This window comes from Nonomuraea maritima (genome assembly GCF_900100395.1).
Taxonomy (GTDB): Bacteria; Actinomycetota; Actinomycetes; order Streptosporangiales; family Streptosporangiaceae; genus Nonomuraea; species Nonomuraea maritima.
Genome location: NZ_FNFB01000008.1, coordinates 57,090 through 79,153, shown reverse-complemented (window position 1 = coordinate 79,153; position 22,064 = coordinate 57,090). Strand labels below are relative to the sequence as shown.

The window sequence follows — 22,064 nt, the reverse complement described above, 5'->3', positions numbered from 1 at the left end:
GCTATGCGAACACCTTCTGGACGTGGTGGAGACCGCGCACGAGCGCGTCGATCTCGCTCGTGGTGTTGTACAGGTAGAACGACGCCCGCGTGGTCGCCGGTATTCCGAAGCGCAGGTGCAGGGGGCGCGCGCAATGGTGACCGACGCGTACGGCGACGCCGAACTGGTCGTCGAGGATCTGCCCGACGTCGTGCGGATGGATGCCCTCGAGCGTGAACGACACCGTGCCGCCGCGCCCCTCCAGCGTCTCCGGGCCGATGACCCGCAGCGTGGGGACCGCGCTCAGAGCCTCGAGCGCGTACGCCGTCAGCGTGCGCTCGTGCTCCTCGATCGCGTCCATGCCGATCTCGGTGAGGTAGTCGACCGCCGCGCCGAGCCCGATGGCCTCGACGATGGGCGGCGTCCCGGCCTCGAACTTGTGCGGCACGGGCGCGTACGTCGAGTGGTCCATCCAGACCGCCTCGATCATCTCGCCGCCGCCGAGGAACGGAGGCATGGCCTCCAGCAGCTCGGCCTTGCCCCACAGCACGCCGATGCCGGAGGGTCCGACCATCTTGTGACCGGTGAAGGCCACGAAGTCGGCGCCGAGCTCGGTGACGTCGACCGGGTGGTGCGGCACCGACTGCGACGCGTCCAGCATGACCAGCGCGCCGACCTCGTGCGCCCGCCTGGCCACCTCGGCGACCGGGTTGACGGTGCCGAGCACGTTGGACTGGTGGGCGATCGAGACGATCTTCGTCCGCTCGGTGATGAGGTCGGGCGTGTAGTCGAGCCGCCCGTCGTCGGTGACACCGAACCACTTCAGCGTCGCGCCGGTGCGCTGCACGAGCAACTGCCACGGGACGATGTTGGAGTGGTGCTCCATCTCGGAAATGACGATCTCGTCACCCGGGCCGAGCGTGAAGCGCGGATCGGTGTTGGCGGGGTTGCCGAAGGAGTAGGCGACGAGGTTGAGCGCCTCGGAGGCGTTCTTGGTGAAGACCACCTCGTCGCGGGACGGCGCCTTGACGAAGCCCGCGATCTTGTCGCGGGCTCCCTCGTAGGCGTCGGTCGACTCGGCCCCGAGCACGTGCATGGCACGCCCGACGTTGCTGTAGTGCAGCGCCAGGTGCTCCCGCATGGTCTCGATGACCTGGGTGGGCTTTTGTGAGGAGTTGCCCGAGTCGAGGTAGACGAGCGGTCGCCCGTCGGGCAGCTCGCGGGAGAAGACCGGGAAGTCCTTCCTGATCTTCTCCACATCGAAGCTGGCGGAAGTCATGCAGATGCCTTCGTGTACTGCTCGTAGCCCTCGGCCTCGAGCTTCTCGGCCAGTTCAGGGCCGCCCTGCTCCACGACCCGGCCGCCCGCGAAGACGTGCACGAAGTCGGGCTTCACGTACCGCAGGATGCGGGTGTAGTGCGTGATCAGCAGGACGCCTGTCTCGCCGGAGGCGCGGAAGCGGTTGATGCCCTCGGAGACCACGCGCAGCGCGTCGACGTCGAGGCCGGAGTCGGTCTCGTCGAGCACCGCGATCTTCGGCTTGAGCAGCTCGAGCTGAAGGATCTCGTGGCGCTTCTTCTCACCGCCGGAGAAGCCCTCGTTGAGGTTGCGCTGGGCGAAGGCGGCGTCGATGGACAGCGCGTCCATGCCGTTCTTCAGGTCCTTGGCGAACTCGCGCAGCTTGGGCGCCTCGCCGCGGACCGCGGTGACGGCCGAACGCAGGAAGTTGGACACCGACACACCGGGAACCTCGACCGGGTACTGCATGGCGAGGAACAGGCCGGCACGGGCCCGCTCGTCGACCGACAGGTCGAGCAGGTCGGCACCGTCGAGCAGCACCTGGCCGCCGGTGATCGTGTACTTGGGGTGACCGGCGATCGCGTAGGCGAGCGTGGACTTGCCCGAGCCGTTGGGGCCCATGATGGCGTGAGTCTCGCCCGACTTCACGGTCAGGTTGACGCCGCGCAGGATTTCCTTGTCCTCGACGGCGACCTGCAGGTCACGAATCTCCAGGGTTGACACTTATGACTCCTTCGAGAGCGAGACGAGAACGTCGTCGCCGTCGATCTTGACTGTGTAGACGTTCACGGGCTTGATGGCGGGCGGACCGGTCGGCTTGCCGGTGCGGACGTCGAAGCACGAGCCGTGCAGCCAGCACTCCAACGTGCCGTCGTACACCTCGCCCTCGCTCAGCTTCACCTCGGCGTGGGAGCAGACGTCGTGCAGCGCGAAGACGTCACGGCCCCGGCGGACGAGCGCCACCGGGGTCTCGCCCACCTCGACCCCGAGGACGCCCCCGTCGGGGATGTCCTCGAGCGTGCAGACCTTCTCGAAACTCATCGGGAGAGCTCAGCCTCCAGCGCGCCGAGGACCCGCTCGCGGACCTCCTCGATCTGGATCTTCTCGATGAGCTGGCCGAGGAAGCCCCGCACGACCAGGCGGCGCGCCTCGTCGTGGGGGATGCCGCGGGCCTGGAGGTAGAAGATGTGCTCGTCGTCGAGGCGGCCCGAGGCGGAGGCGTGCCCCGCTCCCGCCACCTCGCCGGTGAGGATCTCCAGGTTCGGCACCGAGTCGGCGCGGGCGCCGTCGGTGAGGATCAGGTTGCGGTTGAGCTCGTAGGTGTCGGTGCCCTCGGCCTCGACCCGGATGATCACGTCGCCGATCCAGACGGCGTGGGCGTCCTGGCCCTGCAGCGCGCCGCGGTAGTCGACGTTGCTCTTGCAGTGGGGCTGCGAGTGGTCGACCAGCAGGCGGTGCTCCAGATGCTGGCCCGCGTCGACGAAGTAGACCCCCGACATGTCGGCGTCGCCGCCGGGAGCGGTGTAGGTCACGCTGGGCGACAGGCGCACGAGGTCGCCGCCGAGCGTCACCACGAAGCTCCGGAACGTCGCGTCCTTGGCGAGCTGGGCGTGGTGGTGCGAGACGTGGACGGCGTCGTCGTCCCAGTCCTGCAGGCTGACGACCTTGAGGTTGGCGCCGTCGCCGACGACGAACTCGATGTTGTCGGCGTAGACGCCGCTGCCCTTGTGGTCGAGCACGACCGTGGCCTCGGCCAGGGGCTCGACCTTGACCACGATGTGGCCGTAGACGGCGCCCTCACCGGCGGAGCCGGTCAGCGTCAGGACCGTGGGCCGGGACGTGACGGTCTCGCGGCCCACCGTGATGACGGTGGCCTTCTCGAAGCTGTTCCACGCCTGCGCGCTGACCCGGTCGGTGGGCACGAACGACGTGCCCACCCGCGGGTCGTCGCGGCCGACGGTCTCGACGGTGACCTCGGGGGCCGCGTCGATGTCGACCCGGACGCCGCCCACGGGCTCGGCCTTGCCGTTGTGCAGGCCCTTCAGCCGCGACAGCGGCGTGAAGCGCCACGCCTCCTCGCGGCCGGTCGGGACCTCGAAGTCGGCGAGCTCGTAGGACGCCTTCTCGTGCAGGGTCGACAAGGGCTTCTCGTTCAGGCCCATCAGCCGACGGCTCCTTCCATCTGCAGCTCGATCAGCCGGTTGAGCTCGAGCGCGTATTCCATGGGCAGTTCGCGCGCGATCGGCTCGACGAAGCCACGCACGATCATCGCCATCGCCTCGTCCTCGTCGAGCCCGCGGCTCATGAGGTAGAACAGCTGGTCCTCGCTCACCTTGGAGACCGTGGCCTCGTGCCCCATCGAGACGTCGTCCTCGCGGACGTCGACGTAGGGGTAGGTGTCGGAGCGGCTGATCTGGTCGACCAGCAGGGCGTCGCACTTGACGGTGCTGGCGCTGCCGTGGGCGCCCTCCTCGATCTGCACGAGACCGCGGTAGGAGGTGCGGCCGCCGCCGCGCGCCACCGACTTGGAGATGACGCTGGAGCTGGTGTTGGGCGCCAGGTGCACCATCTTGGAGCCGGCGTCCTGGTGCTGGCCCTCGCCGGCGAACGCGACGCTCAGCGTCTCGCCCTTGGCGTGCTCGCCCATGAGGTAGACGGCCGGGTACTTCATCGTGACCTTGGAGCCGATGTTGCCGTCGATCCACTCCATGGTCGCGCCCTCGTAGGCCACGGCGCGCTTGGTGACCAGGTTGTAGACGTTGTTGGACCAGTTCTGGATGGTCGTGTAACGGCAGCGGGCGTTCTTCTTCACGATGATCTCGACGACCGCGCTGTGCAGCGAGTCGCTGGAGTAGATCGGCGCGGTGCAGCCCTCGACGTAGTGGACGTAGCTGTTCTCGTCGACGATGATCAGGGTCCGCTCGAACTGGCCCATGTTCTCGGTGTTGATCCGGAAGTAGGCCTGGAGGGGGATCTCGACCTCGACGTTCGGCGGCACGTAGATGAACGAGCCACCGGACCACACGCTGGTGTTGAGCGCGGCGAACTTGTTGTCGCCCACCGGGATCACGGAGCCGAAGTACTCCTTGAAGAGCTCCTCGTGCTCGCGCAGGCCGGTGTCGGTGTCGACGAAGATGACACCCTTCTCCTCGAGGTCCTCACGGATCTTGTGGTAGACGACCTCGGACTCGTACTGGGCCGCGACGCCGGCGATGAGGCGCTGCTTCTCCGCCTCGGGGATGCCGAGCTTGTCGTAGGTGTTCTTGATGTCGGCCGGCAGCTCGTCCCAGGAAGCCGCCTGCTTCTCGGTCGAGCGCACGAAGTACTTGATGTTGTCGAAGTCGATGTCGGTGAGGTCGGAGCCCCACGTCGGCAGCGGCTTCTTGTCGAACAGGCGGAGGCCCTTCAGGCGAAGGTCGAGCATCCACTCCGGCTCGTTCTTGAGCGCGGAGATGTTGCGGACGACCTCCTCGGACAGGCCGCGCTTGGCCGCCGCGCCCGCGGCATCCGGGTCGGCCCAGCCGAACTTGTAATTCCCGAGGCCTTCCAGCTCCGGGCGGTCGGTGACAGTCACCTTCCGGTCTCCTTGCTCTTGTCTCTCTGTGCGGGATCGCCCAGACTCTGCGGGCTCACATGTGTCGTGCAGACCCCGTCGCCATGGGCGATCGTGGCCAGGCGCTGCACCGGCGTGCCGAGCAGCTGCGCGAACGCCTCCGTCTCGGCCTCACACAGCTGCGGGAAGGCCGCGGCCACGTGCGACACCGGGCAGTGGTGCTGGCAGAGCTGGTCGCCGCCCGACTTGGCCTTGCTGGCCGAGGCGGCGTACCCCTCCGCCGACAGCGCCTGCGCCAGCACCTGTACGCGCTGGTCGGCCGGCACCGTCCGCATGACCGGTTCCAGCCGCCGCAGCAGGCTGGACACCTGCGAGCGGGCGAAGTCGGTCACGGCTTCACGGCCCATGCGCTCGGCCAGGTAGCGCAGGGCGCTGCCGGCCAGGTCGTCATAGGCGTGTTCGAAGGCGCTGCGTCCGGCGTCGGTGATCGCGAACAGCTTCGCCGGGCGCCCGCGCCCGCGCTGGCCGCGCGGCCGGACCGTGCGGGGTTCTATCATTCCGTCTGCCAGCAGTGCGTCGAGATGCCGGCGCACCGCTGCGGGGGTGAGCCCGAGCCGCTCGCCGAGTGCGGCGGCCGCGACCGGGCCATGCTCAAGGATCAGCCTGGCCACGCGGGCACGCGTACCGCGCTCGCTACCGGACTCGATCGTGGGCATGTTTTTCACAACATCAGTGTGCCGTAATTCCTTCCCCGTTCACAAACGGATCGGGGAAGGGACGGGAATGCAATTTCTCACGCAGGTTAGGCTTACCTAATTAAGCCCGCGCCGCGGTTCTCCGGCTCAGGAAGGTGAACATGAGCGCCGAGCTGAGAATCAGCGCGAGCATCACGCACGCCATCGGCACGGCCGTGCCGGCGCCCACCAGGCCGACCAGCGGGGCCGAGAGCGCCCCCAGCGCGAACTGCAGCACCCCGAGCAGGGCCGAGGCGCTGCCGGCCACCTGGGGCGGCTGCGAGGCGAGCGCCAGCGCGCCGGCCCCGGGCATCACCAGGCCCTGGCCGAGCATGATGACGAACAGGCCGCCGACGATACCCCACAGGCCGAGGCCGGTCAGCGCGGCGGTCAGCAGCAGCACGGCACCGACAAGGGCGATCGCCAGCCCGGTGAACACGAGGCGCGCCGGGGACACCCGGCCCGACAGCCGTCCGCCGACCTGTGCGGTGAGCGTCAGGCCGAAGGCGTTGAGGCCGAAGATGAGCGAGTACTGCTGGGGCGTGGCGCCGTACACCTCCTGGAGGACGAACGGCGAGCCGGAGATGTAGCCGAACATGGCCGCGAACGCCAGCCCGGCGGTCAGCGCGCAGGCCATGAACGCGCGGTCGCCGAGCAGGTGCCAGAAGGTGCGGACGGTGTTGCGCAGGCCGCCGCTCTCGCGCCCGGCCACGGGCAGCGTCTCGCGTACGCCGGTCAGCACGGCCACCAGCAGGACGAGCCCGGCGACACTGAGCGCCACGAAGACGCCCCGCCAGGACGTGACGGCCAGCAGCTGCGCCCCCGCGATGGGGGCCAGGATCGGCGCGAGGCCGCTGACCAGCATCAGCGTGGCGAAGATGCGGGCGATGGCGGCGCCGTCGTACAGGTCGCGGACGACGGCCCGGACGATGACCAGGGCCGCGCCGCCGAGAATGCCCTGCAGCAGCCGGCAGGCGATGAGCACGGGCACCGAGGGGGCGAACGCGCACAGCAGCGAGGCCGCCATGAACCCCGCCACGCCGACGATGAGCGGCACCCTGCGGCCGCGCACGTCGCTCAGCGGGCCGGCGATCACCTGGCCGACGGAGACGCCGATGAGGCAGGCCGTGAGGGTCAGCTGCACCTGGGCCGGGGCGCTCAGCATCTCGGAGGTGATGGCGGGCAGCGCGGGCAGGTACATGTCGATGGACAGCGGCCCGATCGCCGACAGCGCACCCAGGATGACCAGTAACAGCGCCCGGCCGCCCCGCGAACCGGTGGACGTGGACGTGGACGCGGCCTCGGCCACGGACATGGATCACCCTTTCCTCGCAGGCATGTGGCCCACGAGGGCCCGGGGTTCCCAACCGGGGTAAGGATCCTCCTAATTCCCGGTTATCAGATATTTACCATCATAGTCCTGGAACGCTCCCCCTCCCAGGACCTCGCCGGAACGCAACCCCTGCGGCGTGGGGCGCGCGGCCGCGTGCCGGGCGGAACGCGGATCATTCGGCGTGGCCGGGCACCTGAGGCCAGGACCGTCCGGCGGAGTCCCTAAACTCGTGGCCATGGATTCCCCAGCCGTCGAGATCGTCGACCTGGTCAAACGCTACGGGGGCGCGACCGCCGTCGACGGCCTCACGCTGCGGGCCGATCGCGGGGCGGTCACCGCGGTCCTCGGTCCGAACGGCGCGGGCAAAACCTCCACGATCGAGATCTGCGAAGGGTTCCGCACCGCCGACTCGGGCACCGTCCGCGTCCTCGGCCTCGATCCCCGTACCCCCGCGCTGCGGCCACGGGTCGGGGTGATGCTGCAGGCCGGCGGGGTGCCGCCGGCGATGCGCTGCGCCGAGTGGCTGCAGCTGTCCGCGCGCTTCCACGCCCGTCCGCTGCCGCCGCGGGCGCTGCTGGAGCGGCTGGGGCTCGCCGAGCACGCCCGCACTCCCTTCCGGCGCCTGTCGGGCGGCCAGCAACAGCGGTTGTCGCTCGCCGCGGCCGTCGTCGGCCGTCCCGAGCTGGTCTTCCTCGACGAGCCGACCGCCGGCCTCGACCCGCAGGCCCGGCACGCCTGCTGGGACCTCGTCGGCGAGCTGCGCGCGGCGGGGGTGTCGGTGGTGCTGACCACCCACCACATGGACGAGGCCGAGCGGCTGTCCGACCACGTGGTGATCATCGACAAGGGGCGCGTGGTGGCCGAGGGCAGTCCCGCCACGCTGACGGGGGCCGAACGCCAGCTCCGCTTCCGCGCCCGGCCGGGGCTCGCGCTGGAGGAGCTGCTCAACGCGCTCCCCACCGGGAGCGCCGCCAAAGAGTCGCCCACCGGCCACTACATCATCGAGGGCCAAGTAGGTCCCGAGCTGCTGGCCACCGTGACGGCCTGGTGCGCGGCCGAGGGCGTCACGACCGACGACCTGAGCATCGAGCGGCGCACCCTCGAAGACGTCTTCCTCGAGCTGACCGGCAGGGAGCTGCGATGACCGCCCATGACACGGCGCCCGGGCTCGACTTCACCCCGGCGCCCGGCGCCGCGCCGTTCTGGCGCATGGTGGCCGCGCAGGCGGCGGCCGAACTGCGGGCGATGCTGCGCAACGGCGAGCAGCTGCTGCTCACCCTGATCATCCCGGTGCTGCTGCTGACCGGGTTCTCGCTCGCGCCCCTCATCGACGTCGGGGGCGGCCGGCGGGTCGACTTCCTGGTGCCGGGCGTGCTGGCGCTCGCGGTCATGTCCACGGCGTTCACCGGGCAGGCCATCGCGACCGGCTTCGAGCGCCGCTACGGCGTGCTCAAGCGGCTGGGCGCGACCCCGCTGTCCAGGAGCGGGCTCATGCTGGCCAAGACGTCCGCGGTGGTGGGCGTGGAGATCATCCAGGCCGCGGTGATCGTGGCCGTGGGGCTCGCGCTGGGGTGGCGGCCGCACGGGTCGTTCCTGGGCGCGGCCCTGCTGATCCTGCTGGGCACGGCGGCCTTCAGCGGCCTCGGCCTGCTCATGGCGGGCACGCTGCGGGCCGAGGCCACGCTGGCCGGGGCCAACCTGGTCTACCTGGTGCTGCTCGGCGCGGGCGGGGTGCTGTTCCCGCTGACGAAGTTCCCCGACGGGCTGCGCTCGGCGCTGGAGCTGCTGCCGATCTCGGCGCTGACGGGCGGGTTGCGCGCCGTCCTCACGCAGGGCGCCGCGCTGCCGCTGGTCCCGCTGAGCGTGCTGGCCGCGTGGGCGGTGCTGTCACTGGCGCTGGTGTCCCGTACGTTCCGCTGGGAGTAGCCGTCAGCCGGAGTGGGCGCCCTCGGCCGCGAGCGCGCCGTAACGGCGGCGGGTGACGGCGGCCACCGCGGTGAGCGGCACGGCGGCGGCCGCGGCGATCCCGAACAGCAGCCCGTACCTGCCGTGCTCGGCCAGCGGGCCGGCCGCCCACGAGGCGACGGCGCTGCCGACGAACAGCGCGCCGGCGAAGAACGCGATCGTGGTGCCCCTGGCCTGCGGCAGGATCGAGGTGGCCCACGTCTGCAACGAGGAGTGCAGGAACGACCAGCCGCCGCCCAGCAGCAGCGCGGTGACGGCCACGGCGGGCACGCTCACGTGCAGGCTCACGAGAGCGAAACCGGCGCACAGTTGCGTGCCGCCCACGAGCATGAGCACCGGCGCCGGCCAGCGCACCGACACGCGCTTGACCAGCCGGGAGAACGCCCACAACCCGAGTCCGTACGCGGTGATGGCGAGGCCCGCCACGGCGGCGGCCAGCCCGTCGTGCTGCAGCGCGGTGGCGAGGAACGGCATCGCGCCGAGCATGATCGCTCCCTCGGTGAAGGCCAGCCCGAACACCAGCAGCGCCCACCGGTGCCGGAGCACCATCCCGAGGTAGCCGGCCACTCCCTGGCCCGTTCCCGCGGCCCGGGGCGGCTCGGGGAGCGTGCGCAGCCCGAGCGCGCACACCAGGGCGCAGGCGGCGGGCACGGTGAACGCCACCCGCCAGTCCACCAGGCCCGCGACCGCGCCGCCCAGCCCCGTGGCGAGCGCCGTACCGAGGGCCGCGGCGGCCATGAGGTCGGTCAGGGCACGCTGGCGTACGGCGGGCGCGACGGTGTCGCCCACGTACGTCAGGCTCGTGGGGATCACCGCGCCGAAGCAGGCTCCCGTCACGACGCGGGCGACCACGAGAGCCGCGAGCACCGGCATCAGCGCCGACGCGGCCCCGGCCACCGCGGCGCCGTAGAGGGCGAGGCGCATCACCCGCACCCGGCCGAGCCGGTCCGACAGCACGCCCCACAGCGGCTGGGTCAGCCCGTACGCGAGGTAGTAGCCGCTGGCGGCGGCGACGGACGCCGACAGCGAGACGCCGAGGTCGGCCGCGATGAGCACGATCATCGGGCTGACGGCGAACCGGTCGAAGGAGCTGACGAACGAGGCGATGGACAGGGCCAGCGGAGGGCGGGCCAGGGGCGCGGCGGCAGGGGGGTTCATATATCCATTTGTCCAAGTAAATGATCAATGAGGCGGCAGTACCACCTTAAGGGCGGTCATGTTGGCCGAGGTCAGTAGGCTCTGACGGTTACCCGCACATCTCCCGAGGAGCTCCGTGACCGCCTTCGACCTGGACGACGCCGGCGCCGACATGACCGAACCCGGTCGCCGCACGCCCTGGCGGGGCGGCCCGCTGCGCACCGCGGCGGACTCGATCCCGCCCTCCGGGCTCGTGCTTCTCGGGATCCTGTCGGTGCAGCTCGGCGCGGGTTTCGCCAAGGAGCTGTTCGCGGCGCTGCCGCCGAGCGCCGTGGTGTTCCTGCGCATCGCGGCGGGGGCGCTCATCATGGGGGCCTTCGCGCGGCCCCGGCTCAGGGGGCTCTCGCGGGGCGCCTGGGCGGTCGGCATCGCCTTCGGCCTGACGCTCGCGCTGATGAACCTCACCTTCTACGAGGCCCTGTCGCGGCTGCCGATGGGCGTGGCGGTGGCGATCGAGTTCCTGGGGCCGCTCGGCGTCGCCGTGGCCGCCTCGCGCCGCCGGATCGACCTGCTGTGGGTGGCGCTCGCCGCGGCGGGCGTCACGATGCTCGCGCCCTGGACGGAGTCGGCCTCGGTGAGCTGGGCGGGCATCGGGTTCGCGGCGGCCGCGGGGGTCTGCTGGGCCGCCTACATCCTGCTGTCGTCGGCGGCCGGGCAGCGCTTCCCAGGGACGACGGGGCTGTCGTTCGCGATGATCGTCTCGGCGCTGGCCGTGGCGCCCGTCGGGGTGACGACGGGCGGGGCCGACCTGCTGCAGCCGCACCTGCTGCTCATCGGGCTGGGCGTCGGGCTGTTGTCGTCGGTGATCCCGTACTCGCTGGAGTTGAACGCGCTGCGGCGGATGCCCAAGCATGTGTTCGGCATCCTCATGAGCCTGGAGCCCGCGGTGGCGGCCCTGATCGGGCTGCTGATCCTCGGTGAGGTGCTGCACGTGCAGCAGTGGGCGGCGATCCTGTGCGTCGTGGCCGCCAGCCTCGGCTCGACGCGTACGGCGCGGGTGTAGGTCCCGGGCCGCCGCGCGCCCCTGGGATGGGGTCGGGCGCGCGGCGGGGGCTCGGCCTCGGTGGGCGGGGTGGGCCGAGCCCTTCGGCGGTCAGCGGAGTGCGGGTGTCCGCGTGACCGGGCAGCGAGTCCCGGCGGCGGGCGTGCGGCCCTGCCGCGGGGACGGCCGATCCGATGAGTCGGGGCCGCCGGGACCGCTCGCGCTCTCGCGCGGCGTCGCTCGGCAGGCCCACTCCGAGACTACCGCCGGGAGGCGCCGGACGATCCGGGAATGTCGGAACTTGTCCCCAGCCCGCGGCCCGTCGGCGTTGGACCCGACGGCGTGCGACCTGTCAGCGTGAAGCCCGTCGGTTATCGGCCCGTCAGTGTTCGGCCCGTCAGTGTTCGGCCCAGATGCCGCGGACATGGCCGATGTGTTCGATCATGATCTGCCTGACGGTGCCGGCGTCGCCGTTCTTGAGCGCGTCCAGCAGCGCCAGGTGCTCGCGCGCCGACTCGACGAGCGTGCCGCGCTCGGCCAGCTGCGCCAGGCCGTAGAGGCGGGCCCGGTTGCGCAGGTCGCGCACGACGGTCACCAGGTGGGCGTTGCCCGACAGCGCCAGCAGCTCGACGTGGAAGCGCAGGTCGGCGTCGACGTACGCGAGCAGGTCGCCACGGTCGCTCGCCGCGACGATCTTCTCGGCGGCGGGCCGCAGCCGTTCGAACTCCTCGGCCCGCGAGGAGTCGGCCAGCCGCACGACCGTCGGGACCTCGATGAGGTGGCGCAGCTCGGTGAGCTCGTCGAGGTCGCGGTCGGACAGCTCGGTCACCCGGAAGCCCTTGTTGCGCACCGCCTCGACCAGGCCCTCCTTGGCCAGGTCGAGCATGGCCTCGCGGACGGGCGTGGCCGAGACCCCGAACTGGCCGGCCAGCACGGGCGCGGAGTAGACCACCCCCGGGCGCATCTCCCCGGTGATCAGCGCGGCACGCAGCGCCTGCGCGACCTGTTCGCGCAGGCTCTGCCGCTCGCCCACCATCGGCAGGTCGAGCCGGTCGTCGGCAGCCATCCGCCCATCCTCTCTACGTCCAGGCCTCGTAGGCGGCGGCCGCGACCACGAGGTCTTCCCATGCCATGCCTGTGCTCTTGAACACGCGCGGCCCCGGACCGGCGGTCACCCTCCCGGCGGCCAGATCGGCGAGGGTCCCGGCGAGATGACGGGACGTGATCGTACCCCGGTGGATCGGGAGGAGGATGTCTCCGGCTTCTTCCAGGGCTGACGTGCGCGCCTCGACGACCACGGTGGCCCGGGCGACGAGGTCGTCGTCGATCTCACGGGCGTCCGGCTCGTGGGAGCCGACCGCGACGACGGTGGCGCCGTCGCGGGCGAGCCTACCGGGAAACAAGGGCTCCCTGGAGGTCGTACAGCAGGCGACGAGGTCGGCCCTGGCGACCTCGTCCGCCACCGCCTCGTGCCGCGCGCTCGGCAACCCTCGCGCCGTCAGGCCGAGGTCGCGGCAGCGGCCGGCGAGCGCCTCCGCGCGAGCGAGGTCGCGGCCCACCACGGTGACGTCCTCGACCGGCCGCACCTCGCGCAGCGCCAGCACGTGCCCCCACGCCTGCGGCCCGCTGCCGAACACGACGAGCCGCCGCGCCTGCGGCTCGGCGAGGTGCCGGACGGCGAGCGCGGAGACGGCGGGCGTGCGCAGCGAGGTCAGCGCGCTGCCGTCCAGCATCGCCAGCGGGGCCAGCGTCTCGCCGTCGAACAGCAGGTACGCCCCCTGGATGCGGGGCAGCCCGCGTTCCGGGTTCCCCGGGGCGACGGTGACGGCCTTGACGCCCGCGTACCGGCCGGCGGCGGCGGGCATGAGCAGGAGCTGCCCGGCGGGCAGGTCCGCGATCGGCCGCTGCGGTGTGGCCTCGGGGTCGAGCCCGGCCCGCAGGGCATCCTCCAGGACGTCCACGGCCCGGCCCATCGGCACCAGCCTCGCCACGGTGGCGGCGTCCAGGTACGGCAGCGCGTTCATCGCAGGGTGAACCCCGTTCCGATCGGGTCGTCGGGATCGAGCTCGAAGGCGTGCCGCCCGGTGCGGTAGGCCATGCCCTCGATCTCCGCGACGATCCCGTCGGCGGTGACCCGGGCCACCCGCGCCAGGAACCGGCTGCCCACGATGCCGCTGTGGACGAGCGGCCGGCGCAGGCCGGCCGCGTGCAGCAGCGCGAGCCGGGCGGCGGTGCCCGAACCGCAGGGCGAGCGGTCCACCTCTCCGTCGGCGAACACGGTGACGTTGCGCTGGTGGGCCGCGCCGTCCTCGTCGGGCAGGTCGTCGTGGAAGATGACGCCGTAGACCCCGGACAGCCGCTCGTCGGACGGGTGCCGGGTGGCCGGATGCCCGGCCAGGTCGGCCTTGATGCGGCGGGCGTGGCCGATGAGCTCGTTCAGGTGGCGGGGCTCCACCGACAGCCCCAGCGCCGCGGCGGGCACCGAGGCGTAGACGGCGCCGCCGTAGGCGAGGTCCGCCTCGACCCCGCCGGCAGGCACCCCGCGGGCGAGGACGTACGACGGGACGCTGACGAACGTCACCGCACGCACCCGGCCCCCGGCGCAGCGCACCCGGGCCGTGACCCGCCCGGACGGCACGTCGATCACCACGTCGGTCTCGCCGTCCGGGTCGGCCTCGACCAGCCCCTCCTGCACGGCGTACGCGCCCAGCGCGATGGTGCCGTGCCCGCAGGCGGTGGAGAAGCCGTCCTTGTGCCAGAACAGCGCCCCGAGGCTCGCCCCTGGATCGTCCGGCGGGACGAGGAAGCAGCCGTACATGTCGGCGTGGCCGCGCGGCTCGTGGCACAGCAGCCGCCGCACGCCGTCGACGGCCTCCATCGCGGTGTCGCGCCGGGTGAGCACGTCCTCGCCGGGGATCTCGGGCACCCCGCCGGTGACGATCCGGAACGGCTCGCCACCGGTGTGGTAGTCGACGGTCGTGACGACGGTCACAGCTCGAACCCCTCAGGGAAGGGGTCACGGGGGTCGAGGAAGTACTGCGCGGTGCCGGTCACCCAGGCCCGCCCGGTGATCGACGGGACGACCGCGAGCTCGCCGCCCACGGTCGTCTCCTCCAGCAGCCGGCCGATGAAGCGGGTGCCGATGAACGACTCGTTGACGAAGTCGCGGCCGATCGGCAGCTCGCCGCGGGCGTGCAGTTGCGCCATCCGGGCGCTGGTGCCGGTGCCGCACGGCGAGCGGTCGAACCAGCCGGGGTGGATGGCCATGGCGTGCCGCGAGTGGTGCGCGTCGGAGCCCGGCGCCTTGAAGTACACGTGGTGGCAGCCGCGGATGCGGTCGTCCTCGCGGTGCACGGGCTCGTCGGCGGCGTTGATGGCCTGCATGGTGGCGAGGCCGGCCGCGAGGATCTCGTTCTTGGCCTTGCGGTCGAACGGCAGCCCGTAACGGTCGAGGTCGACGATGGCGTAGAAGTTGCCGCCGTAGGCCAGGTCGTACGGGATCTCGCCGAAGCCCGGCACGGTGACCGTGGCGTCCAGCCGGTCGCTGTAGGAGGGCACGTTGCGCAGCGTCACCGACATGGCCATGCCGTCCTCGACGGCCACGTCCACCTCGACGAGCCCGGCGGGCACCTCGAGGCGCACGGTGGTGACCGGCTCGACGACCTCCACCATGCCGGTCTCGACGAGCACGGTGGCCACGCCGATGGTGCCGTGGCCGCACATCGGCAGCAGCCCCGACACCTCGATGAACAGCACCCCGAAGTCGGCGTCGGGCCGGGTGGGCGGCTGCAGGATGGCGCCGCTCATGGCCGAGTGGCCGCGCGGCTCGTTCATCAGCAGCTTGCGGATGTGGTCGAGGTTGTCGCGGAAGTAGACGCGGCGCTCGGCCATGCTCGCGCCGGGGATCACCCCGACGCCGCCCGTGATGACGCGGGTCGGCATGCCCTCGGTGTGGGAGTCGACCGCGTGGAAGACCCGCTTCGTCCTCATCTGAGCCCCTCGGCGAGCACCTTCTCCGTGGCCGCGCGGATGACGGCGGCCTGCTCGTCGGTCAGCGCCTCGCGCGGCCGGCGGCAGGGGCCGCCGTGCCGGCCCGCGACGTCCATGGACAGCTTGATCGCCTGGACGAACTCCGTCTTGGAGTCCCAGCGCAGCAGCGGGTGCAGGGCGCGGTAGAGCGGCAGCGCGGTCTCCAGGTCGCGGGCGACCGCGGCCTTGTAGAGGGCGACGTTGGAGGCGGGCAGCGCGTTCGGGTAGCCCGCGATCCAGCCGACGGCCCCGGCCACGGCCAGTTCGAGCAGCACGTCGTCGGAGCCGATCAGCAGGTCGAGCCCGGGGGCCAGCTCGGCGATCTCGTACGCGCGCCGCACGTCGCCGGTGAACTCCTTGACCGCCACGATCAGCCCTTCCTCGTGCAGCTTGGCGAGCAGCGCGGGGGTCAGGTCGACCTTCGTGTCGTAGGGGTTGTTGTAGGCCACGATCGGCACACCGGCCTTGGCCACCTCGCGGTAGTGCGCGATGACGGCCCGCTCGTCGGCCCGGTAGGTGTTCGGCGGCAGCAGCAGCACCGAGCCGCAGCCGGCCTCGCCGGCCTGCTCGGCCCAGCGGCGCGACTCGGCGGCGCCGTACGCGCCGGCCCCGGCCATCACGTTGGGACCGCCGACGGCCGCGACGGCCGTCTCGATGACCTTGGCGCGCTCCTCCGGGGTGAGCGTCTGGTACTCGCCGAGCGAGCCGTTGGGCACGACTCCGTCACAGCCGTTCTCGACGAGCCACCGGCAGTGCTCGGCGTAGGCGTCGAAGTCGACGGACAGGTCGTCGCGCAGCGGCAGCGCGGTGGCCACCATGACGCCCTGCCAGGGCTTGGTGCGGTGTTCCATCGGGGAGTCCTCCATTGTCCGCGGGGTGTCAGTGTGCGGGATCGTCTTGTGAGCCGGCGTCAGGGGGTGCGGCCTCGCTGAGCGCGCCGAGGGTGACGGGCTGGGCGATGGGCCGGCGGGGCGGGGCCGGCGGCTCCCCTGCCAGGCACGACACCGCGTAGCCGCAGATGCGGCCCTGGCACCAGCCCATGCCGGGGCGGGCGAGGAGCTTGACGGAGCGGGCGTCGGTGGCGCCGAGCTCCTGCGCCTCGCGGACGCGGGCCAGCGGCACCTCCTCGCACCGGCACACGAGCGTGTCGTCGCGCAGCCAGCCCTGCCAGCCTGGACGTACCGGATAGGCCTCGTGCAGCGCCGCGCCGAACGCGCGGCCGCGGCTGCGCCGGCGCAGCAGCACCCCGTCGGAACCGCGGACGGCCTGCGGGCGGGCGTCGGCCACCACGGCCCGCCCGGCGATGCGGCCCTCCACCTCGGCCTGCGCCCAGCCGGCCACGCCCGTGGGCTCGCCCGCGGCCCAGACGCCTGGCACGCTGGTGCGCTGGGCGGCGTCGACGGCCAGCACGACGCTGCCGTCGGGCTCGGCGCGGGTGTCGCAGCCGAGCTGCGTGCCGAGCTCGATCTGCGGCACGAACCCGTAGCCGACGGCGACCGTGTCGCAGGCGACGATCGAGGTGGTCAGGACGTTCCAGTCCGCGTCGAGGCGGGCCACGGTGACGGCCTCGACCTCGCGCTCGCCGTGCGCGGCGACGACCGCGTGACGTGGCCGGTACGGCACCCGGTGGCGCACGAGCGCGGCGGCGTACCCGGCGGTCTCGGCGGCCTTGCCCAGCGCCAGCAGCGGGTGGCGGGCGAGGCCGAGACCGCCACCGGCCTCGTACACGCCGAGCACCCGCGCCCCGGCCCCGGCGAGCCCCGTCGCGACCGGCAGCAGGAACGGCCCGGTCCCGGAGACGACCACGCGCCGGCCCGCGAGCACGTTCCCGCCCTTCAGCAGCGCCTGCGCGCCTCCGGCGGTGAGCACTCCTGGCAGGTCCCAGCCCGGGAAGGGCAGCGGGCGGTCGTGGGCGCCGGTGGCGATCAGCAGCCTGCGCGCCCGTAGGGTCACCGGCCGCTCGCCCGAGGCGTCGCGGGTGTGGGCGTGCACGGTGACGTCCCCGTCCGGTTCGCGGGAGACGTTCCACACCTGGTGGCGCGTCAGCACGTCGGCGCGTGCGCCGAGCTCGCGGACCTGGCGCAGGAACCGGTCGAGCCCCGGTTCGCGCCTGGGGACGGCCGCGTGCCTGAAGTACTGGCCGCCGAGGCGGGCGCCGGAGTCGAGCAGCGTCACGCGCAGCCCGGCCAGCGCCGCCGTGAGCGCGCCCGCCACCCCGGCGGGTCCGCCGCCGACGACCACCAGGTCGTACGTGAGGTCCTGCGTCACGCCGTCGTCACCTCGTCCCCCGGCTCGGCCTCCAGCAGGCAGGCTCGTTCTGGCGGCCGTCCGTTGACCGAGATCAGGCAGTCGAAGCAGACCCCGATTCCGCAGAACAGCCCGCGCGGCCGGCCGCCGAACCTCGTCGTCCGCCACGAGCGCACCCCGGCGGCGTGCAGGGCCGCGCCCACGGTCTGGCCCGGCACGACGGGGATCTCCCGGCCGTCGACGGTGATGTGGAAGGTCACGCGGCCTCCTCGGAGAAGCGCTCGGGACGGAAGGGACGCAGGTCGACGTCGGGCCGCTCGCCGGTGAGGAGCTGGGCGAGCAGGTGCCCGGTGGCCGGGGCGAGCCCGATGCCCGCGCCCTCGTGCCCGCACGCGTGGTAGAGCCCCGGGACGCGCGGGTCGGCGCCGATGACGGGCAGGTGATCGGGACAGTACGGTCGGAAGCCGCAGTAGGAGCGGATGGCCCGCACCTCGCGCAGCGCGGGGAACAGCGCCACGGCCTGGGCCGCGAGCCGCGACAGCACCGGCACCGAGGTCGTGCGGTCGAAGCCGACCCGCTCCCGGCTCGCGCCGATGAGCACGGTGCCCGCGGGGGTGCCCTCGATGACGGCAGAGGTCTCCAGCCCGGCCGAGTCGCTGGCGACGTTCGTCACGTAGGCGGCGGTGTAGACCTTGTGCCGGATGAGCGGCTCGCGCAGGGGCTCGGTGACGAGGATGAACCCGCGTCGCGGCAGCACGGGCAGCTCCACGCCGGCCAGCGCGGCGATCTCGCCGCCCCAGGTGCCGGCCGCGTTGACCACGGCGTCGCCGAGGATCTCACCCTGCGAGGTGCGCACGCCCGTCACGCGGTCGCCGGAGCGGACGAAGCCGGTCACGGTGACGCCGAGCCGCAGCCGCAGCGTGCCGTGGCCGAAGCTCTCGGCGCCATGCCGCAGCAGGGCGGCGGCGGCGAGCATGGGCTGCACCTGCGCGTCCTGCGGGTAGAGGACGCCGCCCGCCAGGTCGCCGGCGAGATGCGGCTCGTAGTCGCGCAGCTCGGCGCCGCCCACCGTGACGTGCTCGACGCCCTGTTCGGCCGCGAGGTCGGTGAGCTGCCGCTGGATCTCGTCCGTCTCGGCGACGACGAGCCCGCCCTTGGCCTCGAACTCGAACCCCCCGTGCTCGGCCAGCGTCCGCCAGAGCCCGTTGGACAGTACCGCCAGCTCCAGCTCGGGCCCCGGCTCCTTGTCGGAGACCAGGATGTTGCCCTCGCCGGAGCCCGTCGTGCCACCGGCCACCGGACCGCGGTCGACCACGGTCACGTCGAGGCCCGCGCGCGCGGCGTAGTAGGCGCAGGCCGCGCCGACGACGCCCGCCCCGACCACGATCACGTCGGACATCCCCACCTCCCGCGAAGTAATATGTCACATACCCTTCGACTTGAGAAGCCCGTTCCCAGCAGCGGAATCGCCGGCTTCCCCTGGCGAAGCCGGCGCCCGGTGACGGGACCGCGAGCTCCCGCTCGAGAGCCCGTTCCCGGTGGCGGGACCGTGGGTATCGGCCCGTACCATCGATGGCGTGAAGCTACCCTCGGACAATCCCCACCCTCTCGCGCGCTTCCTGCGGTCGTTCTGGGCGCCCACGGCGCGGTCGATGCGGGGCTGGGCGATGGCGTCCGTGGTCGTCAACGCCGGCATCGCCGTCACCGGCGCCGGCGTCCGGGTCACCGGCTCGGGTCTCGGCTGCCCCACGTGGCCGAAGTGCACGCCGGACAGCTTCGTCCCGGTCGCGCACCCCGAGGTCTCAATGATCAACATGGCGGTCGAGTTCGGCAACCGGCTGCTCACATTCCTCGTGCTGGCCGTGGGCGCCGCCTGCGTGATCGCCGCGCTCCGGCTCGCCCCCCGGCGGCGTTCGCTGCTGACGCTGGCCTGGCTGCAGCCCGTGGGCATCCTCCTGCAGGCCCTGTGGGGCGGAGTCGTGGTCCGCACGCTGCTCAACCCGTTCACGGTCGGCATGCACTTCATCCTGTCCATCGGGCTGATGTCGGTCTGCTGGCTGCTGTACGTCCGCTCCGGCGAGGGTGACGGGCCCGTGCGGCGCGTGGTCCACCGCGACATCCGCCGGCTCGGCCACGTGCTGGTCGCCGCCGCGTTCACCCTGGTGGTGGTCGGCGTCATGGTGAGCGGCACGGGGCCGCACTCAGGCGACGAGCTGGCCTCGCGCTTCGACCTCGACATCGAGGCGATGGCCCGGCTGCACGCCGACGTCGCCTACCTCGTGGTGGGCCTGACGTTCGCGCTGCTGTTCGCGCTGCACGTCAGCGCCGCGCCGCGGGCGGCCAAGCGGGCGGCCGCGGCGCTGCTCGCCGTCGAGTTCGCCCAGGGTGTGATCGGCTACACGCAGTGGTTCCTGGCCGTGCCCGCGGCGCTGGTGCTGCTGCATGTCCTGGGCGCCTCGCTGGTCTGGATCTTCGCGCTGCGCGCGGCCACGTCCCTGCGCACCCGCGACGCCGCACCCGTCCCCGGCCAGCACGCCCCCGCCCAGGCCACCGCCGTCGCCTGACCACCGCGCCGAAGCCGCCACCGCCACGGGCCACCGCGCCGAGACCATCGCCGCCACGAGCCACCGCACCCAGGCCACCGCCGTCGCCCGGCCGCCCGCCCGCACCTGAGCGGGCACCCTGGCCCGGCCCCCACTCCCCCACCGAAGCCGCAGCCGTGGGCTGACCGGATATGCCAGGGTATGTGGTGATAGATCCGCCACTCCCCCGGCCCGGAAGAGGTGTGATTTGCGGGGAAAAGTCCGCCCCTCTCGGAAGACCCTGCGCCGCGCCTACCAGGGTCTCGTGCTGCTCAGCGTGCTGGCTCTCGCCCCCATGACCTGGGCCTGGCTGGGCAGCTCCCCGCACCGCGTGACGGCCGAGGGCGACCGCTGGCTCGCGCAGGTGCCCGAGGCACAGGCCGCGCTCGTGCTCGGAGCCGGCCTGTACGCCGGCCACCCCAGCCCCATGCTGGCCCGCAGGCTCGACATCGCCGCCGAGCTCTACCACGCCGGCAAGGTACGCGCCCTGCTGCTGTCGGGCGACAACAGCCGCAAGGACTACGACGAGCCGACCGCCATGCGCGACTACCTGCGCGCCAGGGGCGTGCCCGCGTCGGTGATGGTCCTCGACTACGCGGGCTTCGACACCTGGGACTCCTGCGTACGGGCCCGCCACGTCTTCGGGGCCCGCCGGGTGACCGTGGTGACCCAGGAGTTCCACATCCCCCGCGCCGTGACCTTGTGCCGTACGGCGGGGCTGGAGGCGTTCGGGGCCGGCGACGACTCCGCCCGCCGCTGGGCTTCGACGTACGTCTACGCCGCCCGCGAACTGCTCGCCACCGGCAAGGCGTTCGCCGACGCGGTGGTGCTGCGCTCGGATCCGGTCTTCGCCGGCCCGCCCGAGGTCTCGCTCACCCGGATCCTCGGTCAGCCAGGGGCGCCGGGCGCGTAGCCGGGCGGAGGCGAGCCCGCCGACCTGGCGTGCGGCGCCGGCATGGGGAAGTCGGCGCGCGCCGTGCTCATGCACTCCAGCAGGGCGCGCTGCTCCTCGTGGAAGGTGTGCTCGTCGACCATGTGGCGGGCCGCCCGCTCGTGCAGCAGGCCGAGCTCGGTGGCGGCCAGCTGGTAGTCGCGCATCGCGCGCAGCCCGCGCTTGCCGCCGTGCGCCTTGGCCCACTGGCGGGCCTGGCGGCGCCGGGGGAAGGCCGACAGCATGTAGATGTCGGCCTCGGTCACCAGCTTGGTCGGCTCGTACGGCGGCAGGTACCGCTGAATGAGCGCGACGATGCGGCGCCGGTCGCGGAAGATCACGCCGACCAGCACGACCAGCACCACGAGCAACACCAGGTACGCCACCACGAGGCCGGGGAAGCCGCCGTAGGAGGCCAGGCCGTTCCACAGCCCGTGCAGGATCATCGCCCCCGTCCAGCCGGCCAGGATGTACGTCACCCGCTCGGAGCCGCGGCGCTGGGCGGCGTAGGCGACCCCGACCCCGATCATGGCGCTGAACAGCGGATGCGCCAGCGGCGACAGAATGCCGCGCAGCACCACGGTGACCGCGAGCCCCTTGACGCCCGACGTGGTGAGGGCGGCGATGTAGTAGCTGACGTTCTCGCTCATGGCGAAGCCGAGGCCGACCATGCTGGCGTAGATGATGCCGTCGGTCGGCCCGTCGAGCTCGGCCCGGCGGAACTTGAGCAGGCCCAGCAGCACCAGGCCCTTCATCGTCTCCTCCACCACGGGCGCGCCGAACGTGGCCGCGATGTTGCGGGCGCTGGCCTCAGACAGCTGGGCGGCGTCGATGATGTAGTGCAGGTTGAGCGAGTTGACCACGCCCGCGACCAGCACGGCGACGCCCGCACCCCAGCCGAAGGCGAAGACGAGGTTGGAGCGCGGCTCGGGCTCCAGGCGGTCGAGCGCGAGGACCAGGGCCAGCAGCAGCGGCACGGGCGCGAGCGCCAGCATGAGCGCGATGAAGAAGTGCACGGGCGCGCCGTCGACGAACACGTCGTACGAGAACGAGACGAGCGCACAGACGCTGGTGAGGAACAGCCCGGTGATCAACGCGAACGAGGGGCGGTCCTTCAACACCCAGCGTGGATCACGGGTCGCCATAGGGTGACTTTAACGGATCGAGGTGGCGAAGTACGGAGCCGACGAGGCGGCACGGACCTCCTGCTGGGGCTCCGGACCGCCGGTCGGC

General features: G+C 72.4%; 22 protein-coding genes. 5 read left to right on the top strand and 17 right to left on the bottom strand.

Features of this window, described 5'->3' with window-relative positions; translation table 11 throughout:
* Position 1 precedes the first annotated feature (1 nt).
* The 7 genes from BLR04_RS16020 to BLR04_RS15990 form a co-directional block, all read right to left on the bottom strand.
* Positions 2–1,258, bottom strand: a complete 1,257-nt coding sequence (locus BLR04_RS16020) for a cysteine desulfurase (protein ID WP_090765035.1) — start codon at positions 1,256–1,258, stop codon at positions 2–4.
* On the bottom strand, positions 1,255–2,001 hold the full coding sequence (gene sufC, locus BLR04_RS16015) for a Fe-S cluster assembly ATPase SufC (protein ID WP_090765032.1): 747 nt from the start codon (positions 1,999–2,001) through the stop codon (positions 1,255–1,257). The genes BLR04_RS16020 and sufC overlap by 4 nt, the downstream gene beginning before the upstream one ends.
* Positions 2,002–2,319 carry a Rieske (2Fe-2S) protein gene (locus tag BLR04_RS16010; protein ID WP_090765029.1) on the bottom strand — a complete coding sequence of 106 codons (318 nt, stop codon included), beginning with the start codon at positions 2,317–2,319 and terminating at the stop codon, positions 2,002–2,004. It lies immediately after the preceding gene.
* Positions 2,316–3,440: a Fe-S cluster assembly protein SufD gene (sufD, locus tag BLR04_RS16005; protein WP_090765026.1), complete on the bottom strand. Its 1,125-nt coding sequence runs from the start codon at positions 3,438–3,440 to the stop codon at positions 2,316–2,318. The genes BLR04_RS16010 and sufD overlap by 4 nt, the downstream gene beginning before the upstream one ends.
* Complete coding sequence (gene sufB, locus BLR04_RS16000) at positions 3,440–4,852, bottom strand: Fe-S cluster assembly protein SufB (protein WP_090765024.1); 1,413 nt, start codon at positions 4,850–4,852, stop codon at positions 3,440–3,442. The genes sufD and sufB overlap by 1 nt, the downstream gene beginning before the upstream one ends.
* Positions 4,849–5,547: a helix-turn-helix transcriptional regulator gene (locus tag BLR04_RS15995; protein WP_090765022.1), complete on the bottom strand. Its 699-nt coding sequence runs from the start codon at positions 5,545–5,547 to the stop codon at positions 4,849–4,851. Before BLR04_RS15995 ends, sufB begins: the two co-directional genes overlap by 4 nt.
* A gap of 100 nt (positions 5,548–5,647) precedes the next feature.
* On the bottom strand, positions 5,648–6,880 hold the full coding sequence (locus tag BLR04_RS15990) for a multidrug effflux MFS transporter (protein WP_090765019.1): 1,233 nt from the start codon (positions 6,878–6,880) through the stop codon (positions 5,648–5,650).
* A 253-nt stretch (positions 6,881–7,133) separates the two neighbouring features.
* On the opposite strand from BLR04_RS15990, the gene BLR04_RS15985 reads away from it, so the two are divergent.
* Together BLR04_RS15985 and BLR04_RS15980 are read left to right on the top strand one after the other, a co-directional pair.
* Positions 7,134–8,042 carry an ABC transporter ATP-binding protein gene (locus BLR04_RS15985; RefSeq protein ID WP_090765016.1) on the top strand — a complete coding sequence of 303 codons (909 nt, stop codon included), beginning with the start codon at positions 7,134–7,136 and terminating at the stop codon, positions 8,040–8,042.
* Entirely contained in the window at positions 8,039–8,824 is a 786-nt protein-coding gene (locus BLR04_RS15980; protein ID WP_090765013.1) for an ABC transporter permease, read from the top strand. Before BLR04_RS15985 ends, BLR04_RS15980 begins: the two co-directional genes overlap by 4 nt.
* A 3-nt stretch (positions 8,825–8,827) precedes the next feature.
* On the opposite strand, the gene BLR04_RS15975 is transcribed toward BLR04_RS15980, so the two are convergent.
* Positions 8,828–10,021, bottom strand: coding sequence for an MFS transporter (locus BLR04_RS15975; RefSeq protein WP_090765009.1), 1,194 nt, complete (start codon positions 10,019–10,021; stop codon positions 8,828–8,830).
* Positions 10,022–10,136: 115 nt separating this feature from the next.
* Here BLR04_RS15975 and BLR04_RS15970 point away from each other — a divergent pair, with 115 nt between their 5' ends.
* The gene (locus BLR04_RS15970; RefSeq protein WP_425413440.1) at positions 10,137–11,063 is read left to right on the top strand and encodes an EamA family transporter; all 927 of its coding nucleotides are present in this window, start codon (positions 10,137–10,139) and stop codon (positions 11,061–11,063) included.
* 376 nt (positions 11,064–11,439) lie between these two features.
* On the opposite strand, the gene BLR04_RS15965 is transcribed toward BLR04_RS15970, so the two are convergent.
* Genes BLR04_RS15965 through BLR04_RS15930 form a run of 8 tightly spaced genes read right to left on the bottom strand, consistent with a single transcriptional unit; the run spans position 11,440 to position 18,717 of the window.
* Positions 11,440–12,108: a GntR family transcriptional regulator gene (locus BLR04_RS15965; RefSeq protein ID WP_090765007.1), complete on the bottom strand. Its 669-nt coding sequence runs from the start codon at positions 12,106–12,108 to the stop codon at positions 11,440–11,442.
* Between the two features lie 13 nt (positions 12,109–12,121).
* A complete protein-coding gene (locus BLR04_RS15960) occupies positions 12,122–13,066 on the bottom strand; it encodes an ornithine cyclodeaminase family protein (protein ID WP_090765004.1) in 945 nt (314 codons plus the stop codon).
* Positions 13,063–14,034 carry a proline racemase family protein gene (locus tag BLR04_RS15955; protein WP_090765002.1) on the bottom strand — a complete coding sequence of 324 codons (972 nt, stop codon included), beginning with the start codon at positions 14,032–14,034 and terminating at the stop codon, positions 13,063–13,065. Before BLR04_RS15955 ends, BLR04_RS15960 begins: the two co-directional genes overlap by 4 nt.
* The gene (locus tag BLR04_RS15950) at positions 14,031–15,032 is read right to left on the bottom strand and encodes a proline racemase family protein (protein WP_090765000.1); all 1,002 of its coding nucleotides are present in this window, start codon (positions 15,030–15,032) and stop codon (positions 14,031–14,033) included. Before BLR04_RS15950 ends, BLR04_RS15955 begins: the two co-directional genes overlap by 4 nt.
* The gene (locus tag BLR04_RS15945; protein WP_176903113.1) at positions 15,029–15,922 is read right to left on the bottom strand and encodes a dihydrodipicolinate synthase family protein; all 894 of its coding nucleotides are present in this window, start codon (positions 15,920–15,922) and stop codon (positions 15,029–15,031) included. The genes BLR04_RS15950 and BLR04_RS15945 overlap by 4 nt, the downstream gene beginning before the upstream one ends.
* Before the next feature lie 28 nt (positions 15,923–15,950).
* Positions 15,951–17,339, bottom strand: a complete 1,389-nt coding sequence (locus BLR04_RS15940) for an FAD/NAD(P)-dependent oxidoreductase (RefSeq protein ID WP_090764994.1) — start codon at positions 17,337–17,339, stop codon at positions 15,951–15,953.
* Positions 17,336–17,578 carry a (2Fe-2S)-binding protein gene (locus BLR04_RS15935; RefSeq protein WP_090764991.1) on the bottom strand — a complete coding sequence of 81 codons (243 nt, stop codon included), beginning with the start codon at positions 17,576–17,578 and terminating at the stop codon, positions 17,336–17,338. Before BLR04_RS15935 ends, BLR04_RS15940 begins: the two co-directional genes overlap by 4 nt.
* A complete protein-coding gene (locus BLR04_RS15930) occupies positions 17,575–18,717 on the bottom strand; it encodes an NAD(P)/FAD-dependent oxidoreductase (RefSeq protein ID WP_090764988.1) in 1,143 nt (380 codons plus the stop codon). Before BLR04_RS15930 ends, BLR04_RS15935 begins: the two co-directional genes overlap by 4 nt.
* A gap of 178 nt (positions 18,718–18,895) precedes the next feature.
* Between BLR04_RS15930 and BLR04_RS15925 the strand changes: the two genes are divergently transcribed.
* Together BLR04_RS15925 and BLR04_RS15920 are read left to right on the top strand one after the other, a co-directional pair.
* Entirely contained in the window at positions 18,896–19,882 is a 987-nt protein-coding gene (locus BLR04_RS15925; RefSeq protein ID WP_090764985.1) for a COX15/CtaA family protein, read from the top strand.
* A gap of 226 nt (positions 19,883–20,108) precedes the next feature.
* A complete protein-coding gene (locus BLR04_RS15920; RefSeq protein WP_090764982.1) occupies positions 20,109–20,813 on the top strand; it encodes a SanA/YdcF family protein in 705 nt (234 codons plus the stop codon).
* On the opposite strand, the gene BLR04_RS15915 is transcribed toward BLR04_RS15920, so the two are convergent.
* A complete protein-coding gene (locus BLR04_RS15915) occupies positions 20,789–21,976 on the bottom strand; it encodes a PrsW family intramembrane metalloprotease (protein WP_090764979.1) in 1,188 nt (395 codons plus the stop codon). The two genes, BLR04_RS15920 and BLR04_RS15915, sit on opposite strands and share 25 nt — an antisense overlap.
* Positions 21,977–22,064: the final 88 nt, after the last annotated feature.

Coding starts and splice junctions, on each gene's coding strand:
- BLR04_RS15950 (WP_090765000.1), bottom strand. CDS start 15,032: ATGAGGACGAAGCGGGTCTTCCACGCGGTCGACTCCCACACCGAGGGC.
- BLR04_RS15965 (WP_090765007.1), bottom strand. CDS start 12,108: ATGGCTGCCGACGACCGGCTCGACCTGCCGATGGTGGGCGAGCGGCAG.
- BLR04_RS15930 (WP_090764988.1), bottom strand. CDS start 18,717: ATGTCCGACGTGATCGTGGTCGGGGCGGGCGTCGTCGGCGCGGCCTGC.
- BLR04_RS15980 (WP_090765013.1), top strand. CDS start 8,039: ATGACCGCCCATGACACGGCGCCCGGGCTCGACTTCACCCCGGCGCCC.
- sufD (WP_090765026.1), bottom strand. CDS start 3,440: ATGGGCCTGAACGAGAAGCCCTTGTCGACCCTGCACGAGAAGGCGTCC.
- BLR04_RS15960 (WP_090765004.1), bottom strand. CDS start 13,066: ATGAACGCGCTGCCGTACCTGGACGCCGCCACCGTGGCGAGGCTGGTG.
- BLR04_RS15985 (WP_090765016.1), top strand. CDS start 7,134: ATGGATTCCCCAGCCGTCGAGATCGTCGACCTGGTCAAACGCTACGGG.
- BLR04_RS16010 (WP_090765029.1), bottom strand. CDS start 2,319: ATGAGTTTCGAGAAGGTCTGCACGCTCGAGGACATCCCCGACGGGGGC.
- BLR04_RS15915 (WP_090764979.1), bottom strand. CDS start 21,976: ATGGCGACCCGTGATCCACGCTGGGTGTTGAAGGACCGCCCCTCGTTC.
- BLR04_RS15975 (WP_090765009.1), bottom strand. CDS start 10,021: ATGAACCCCCCTGCCGCCGCGCCCCTGGCCCGCCCTCCGCTGGCCCTG.
- BLR04_RS15945 (WP_176903113.1), bottom strand. CDS start 15,922: ATGGAACACCGCACCAAGCCCTGGCAGGGCGTCATGGTGGCCACCGCG.
- BLR04_RS15990 (WP_090765019.1), bottom strand. CDS start 6,880: ATGTCCGTGGCCGAGGCCGCGTCCACGTCCACGTCCACCGGTTCGCGG.
- BLR04_RS15995 (WP_090765022.1), bottom strand. CDS start 5,547: ATGCCCACGATCGAGTCCGGTAGCGAGCGCGGTACGCGTGCCCGCGTG.
- BLR04_RS16020 (WP_090765035.1), bottom strand. CDS start 1,258: ATGACTTCCGCCAGCTTCGATGTGGAGAAGATCAGGAAGGACTTCCCG.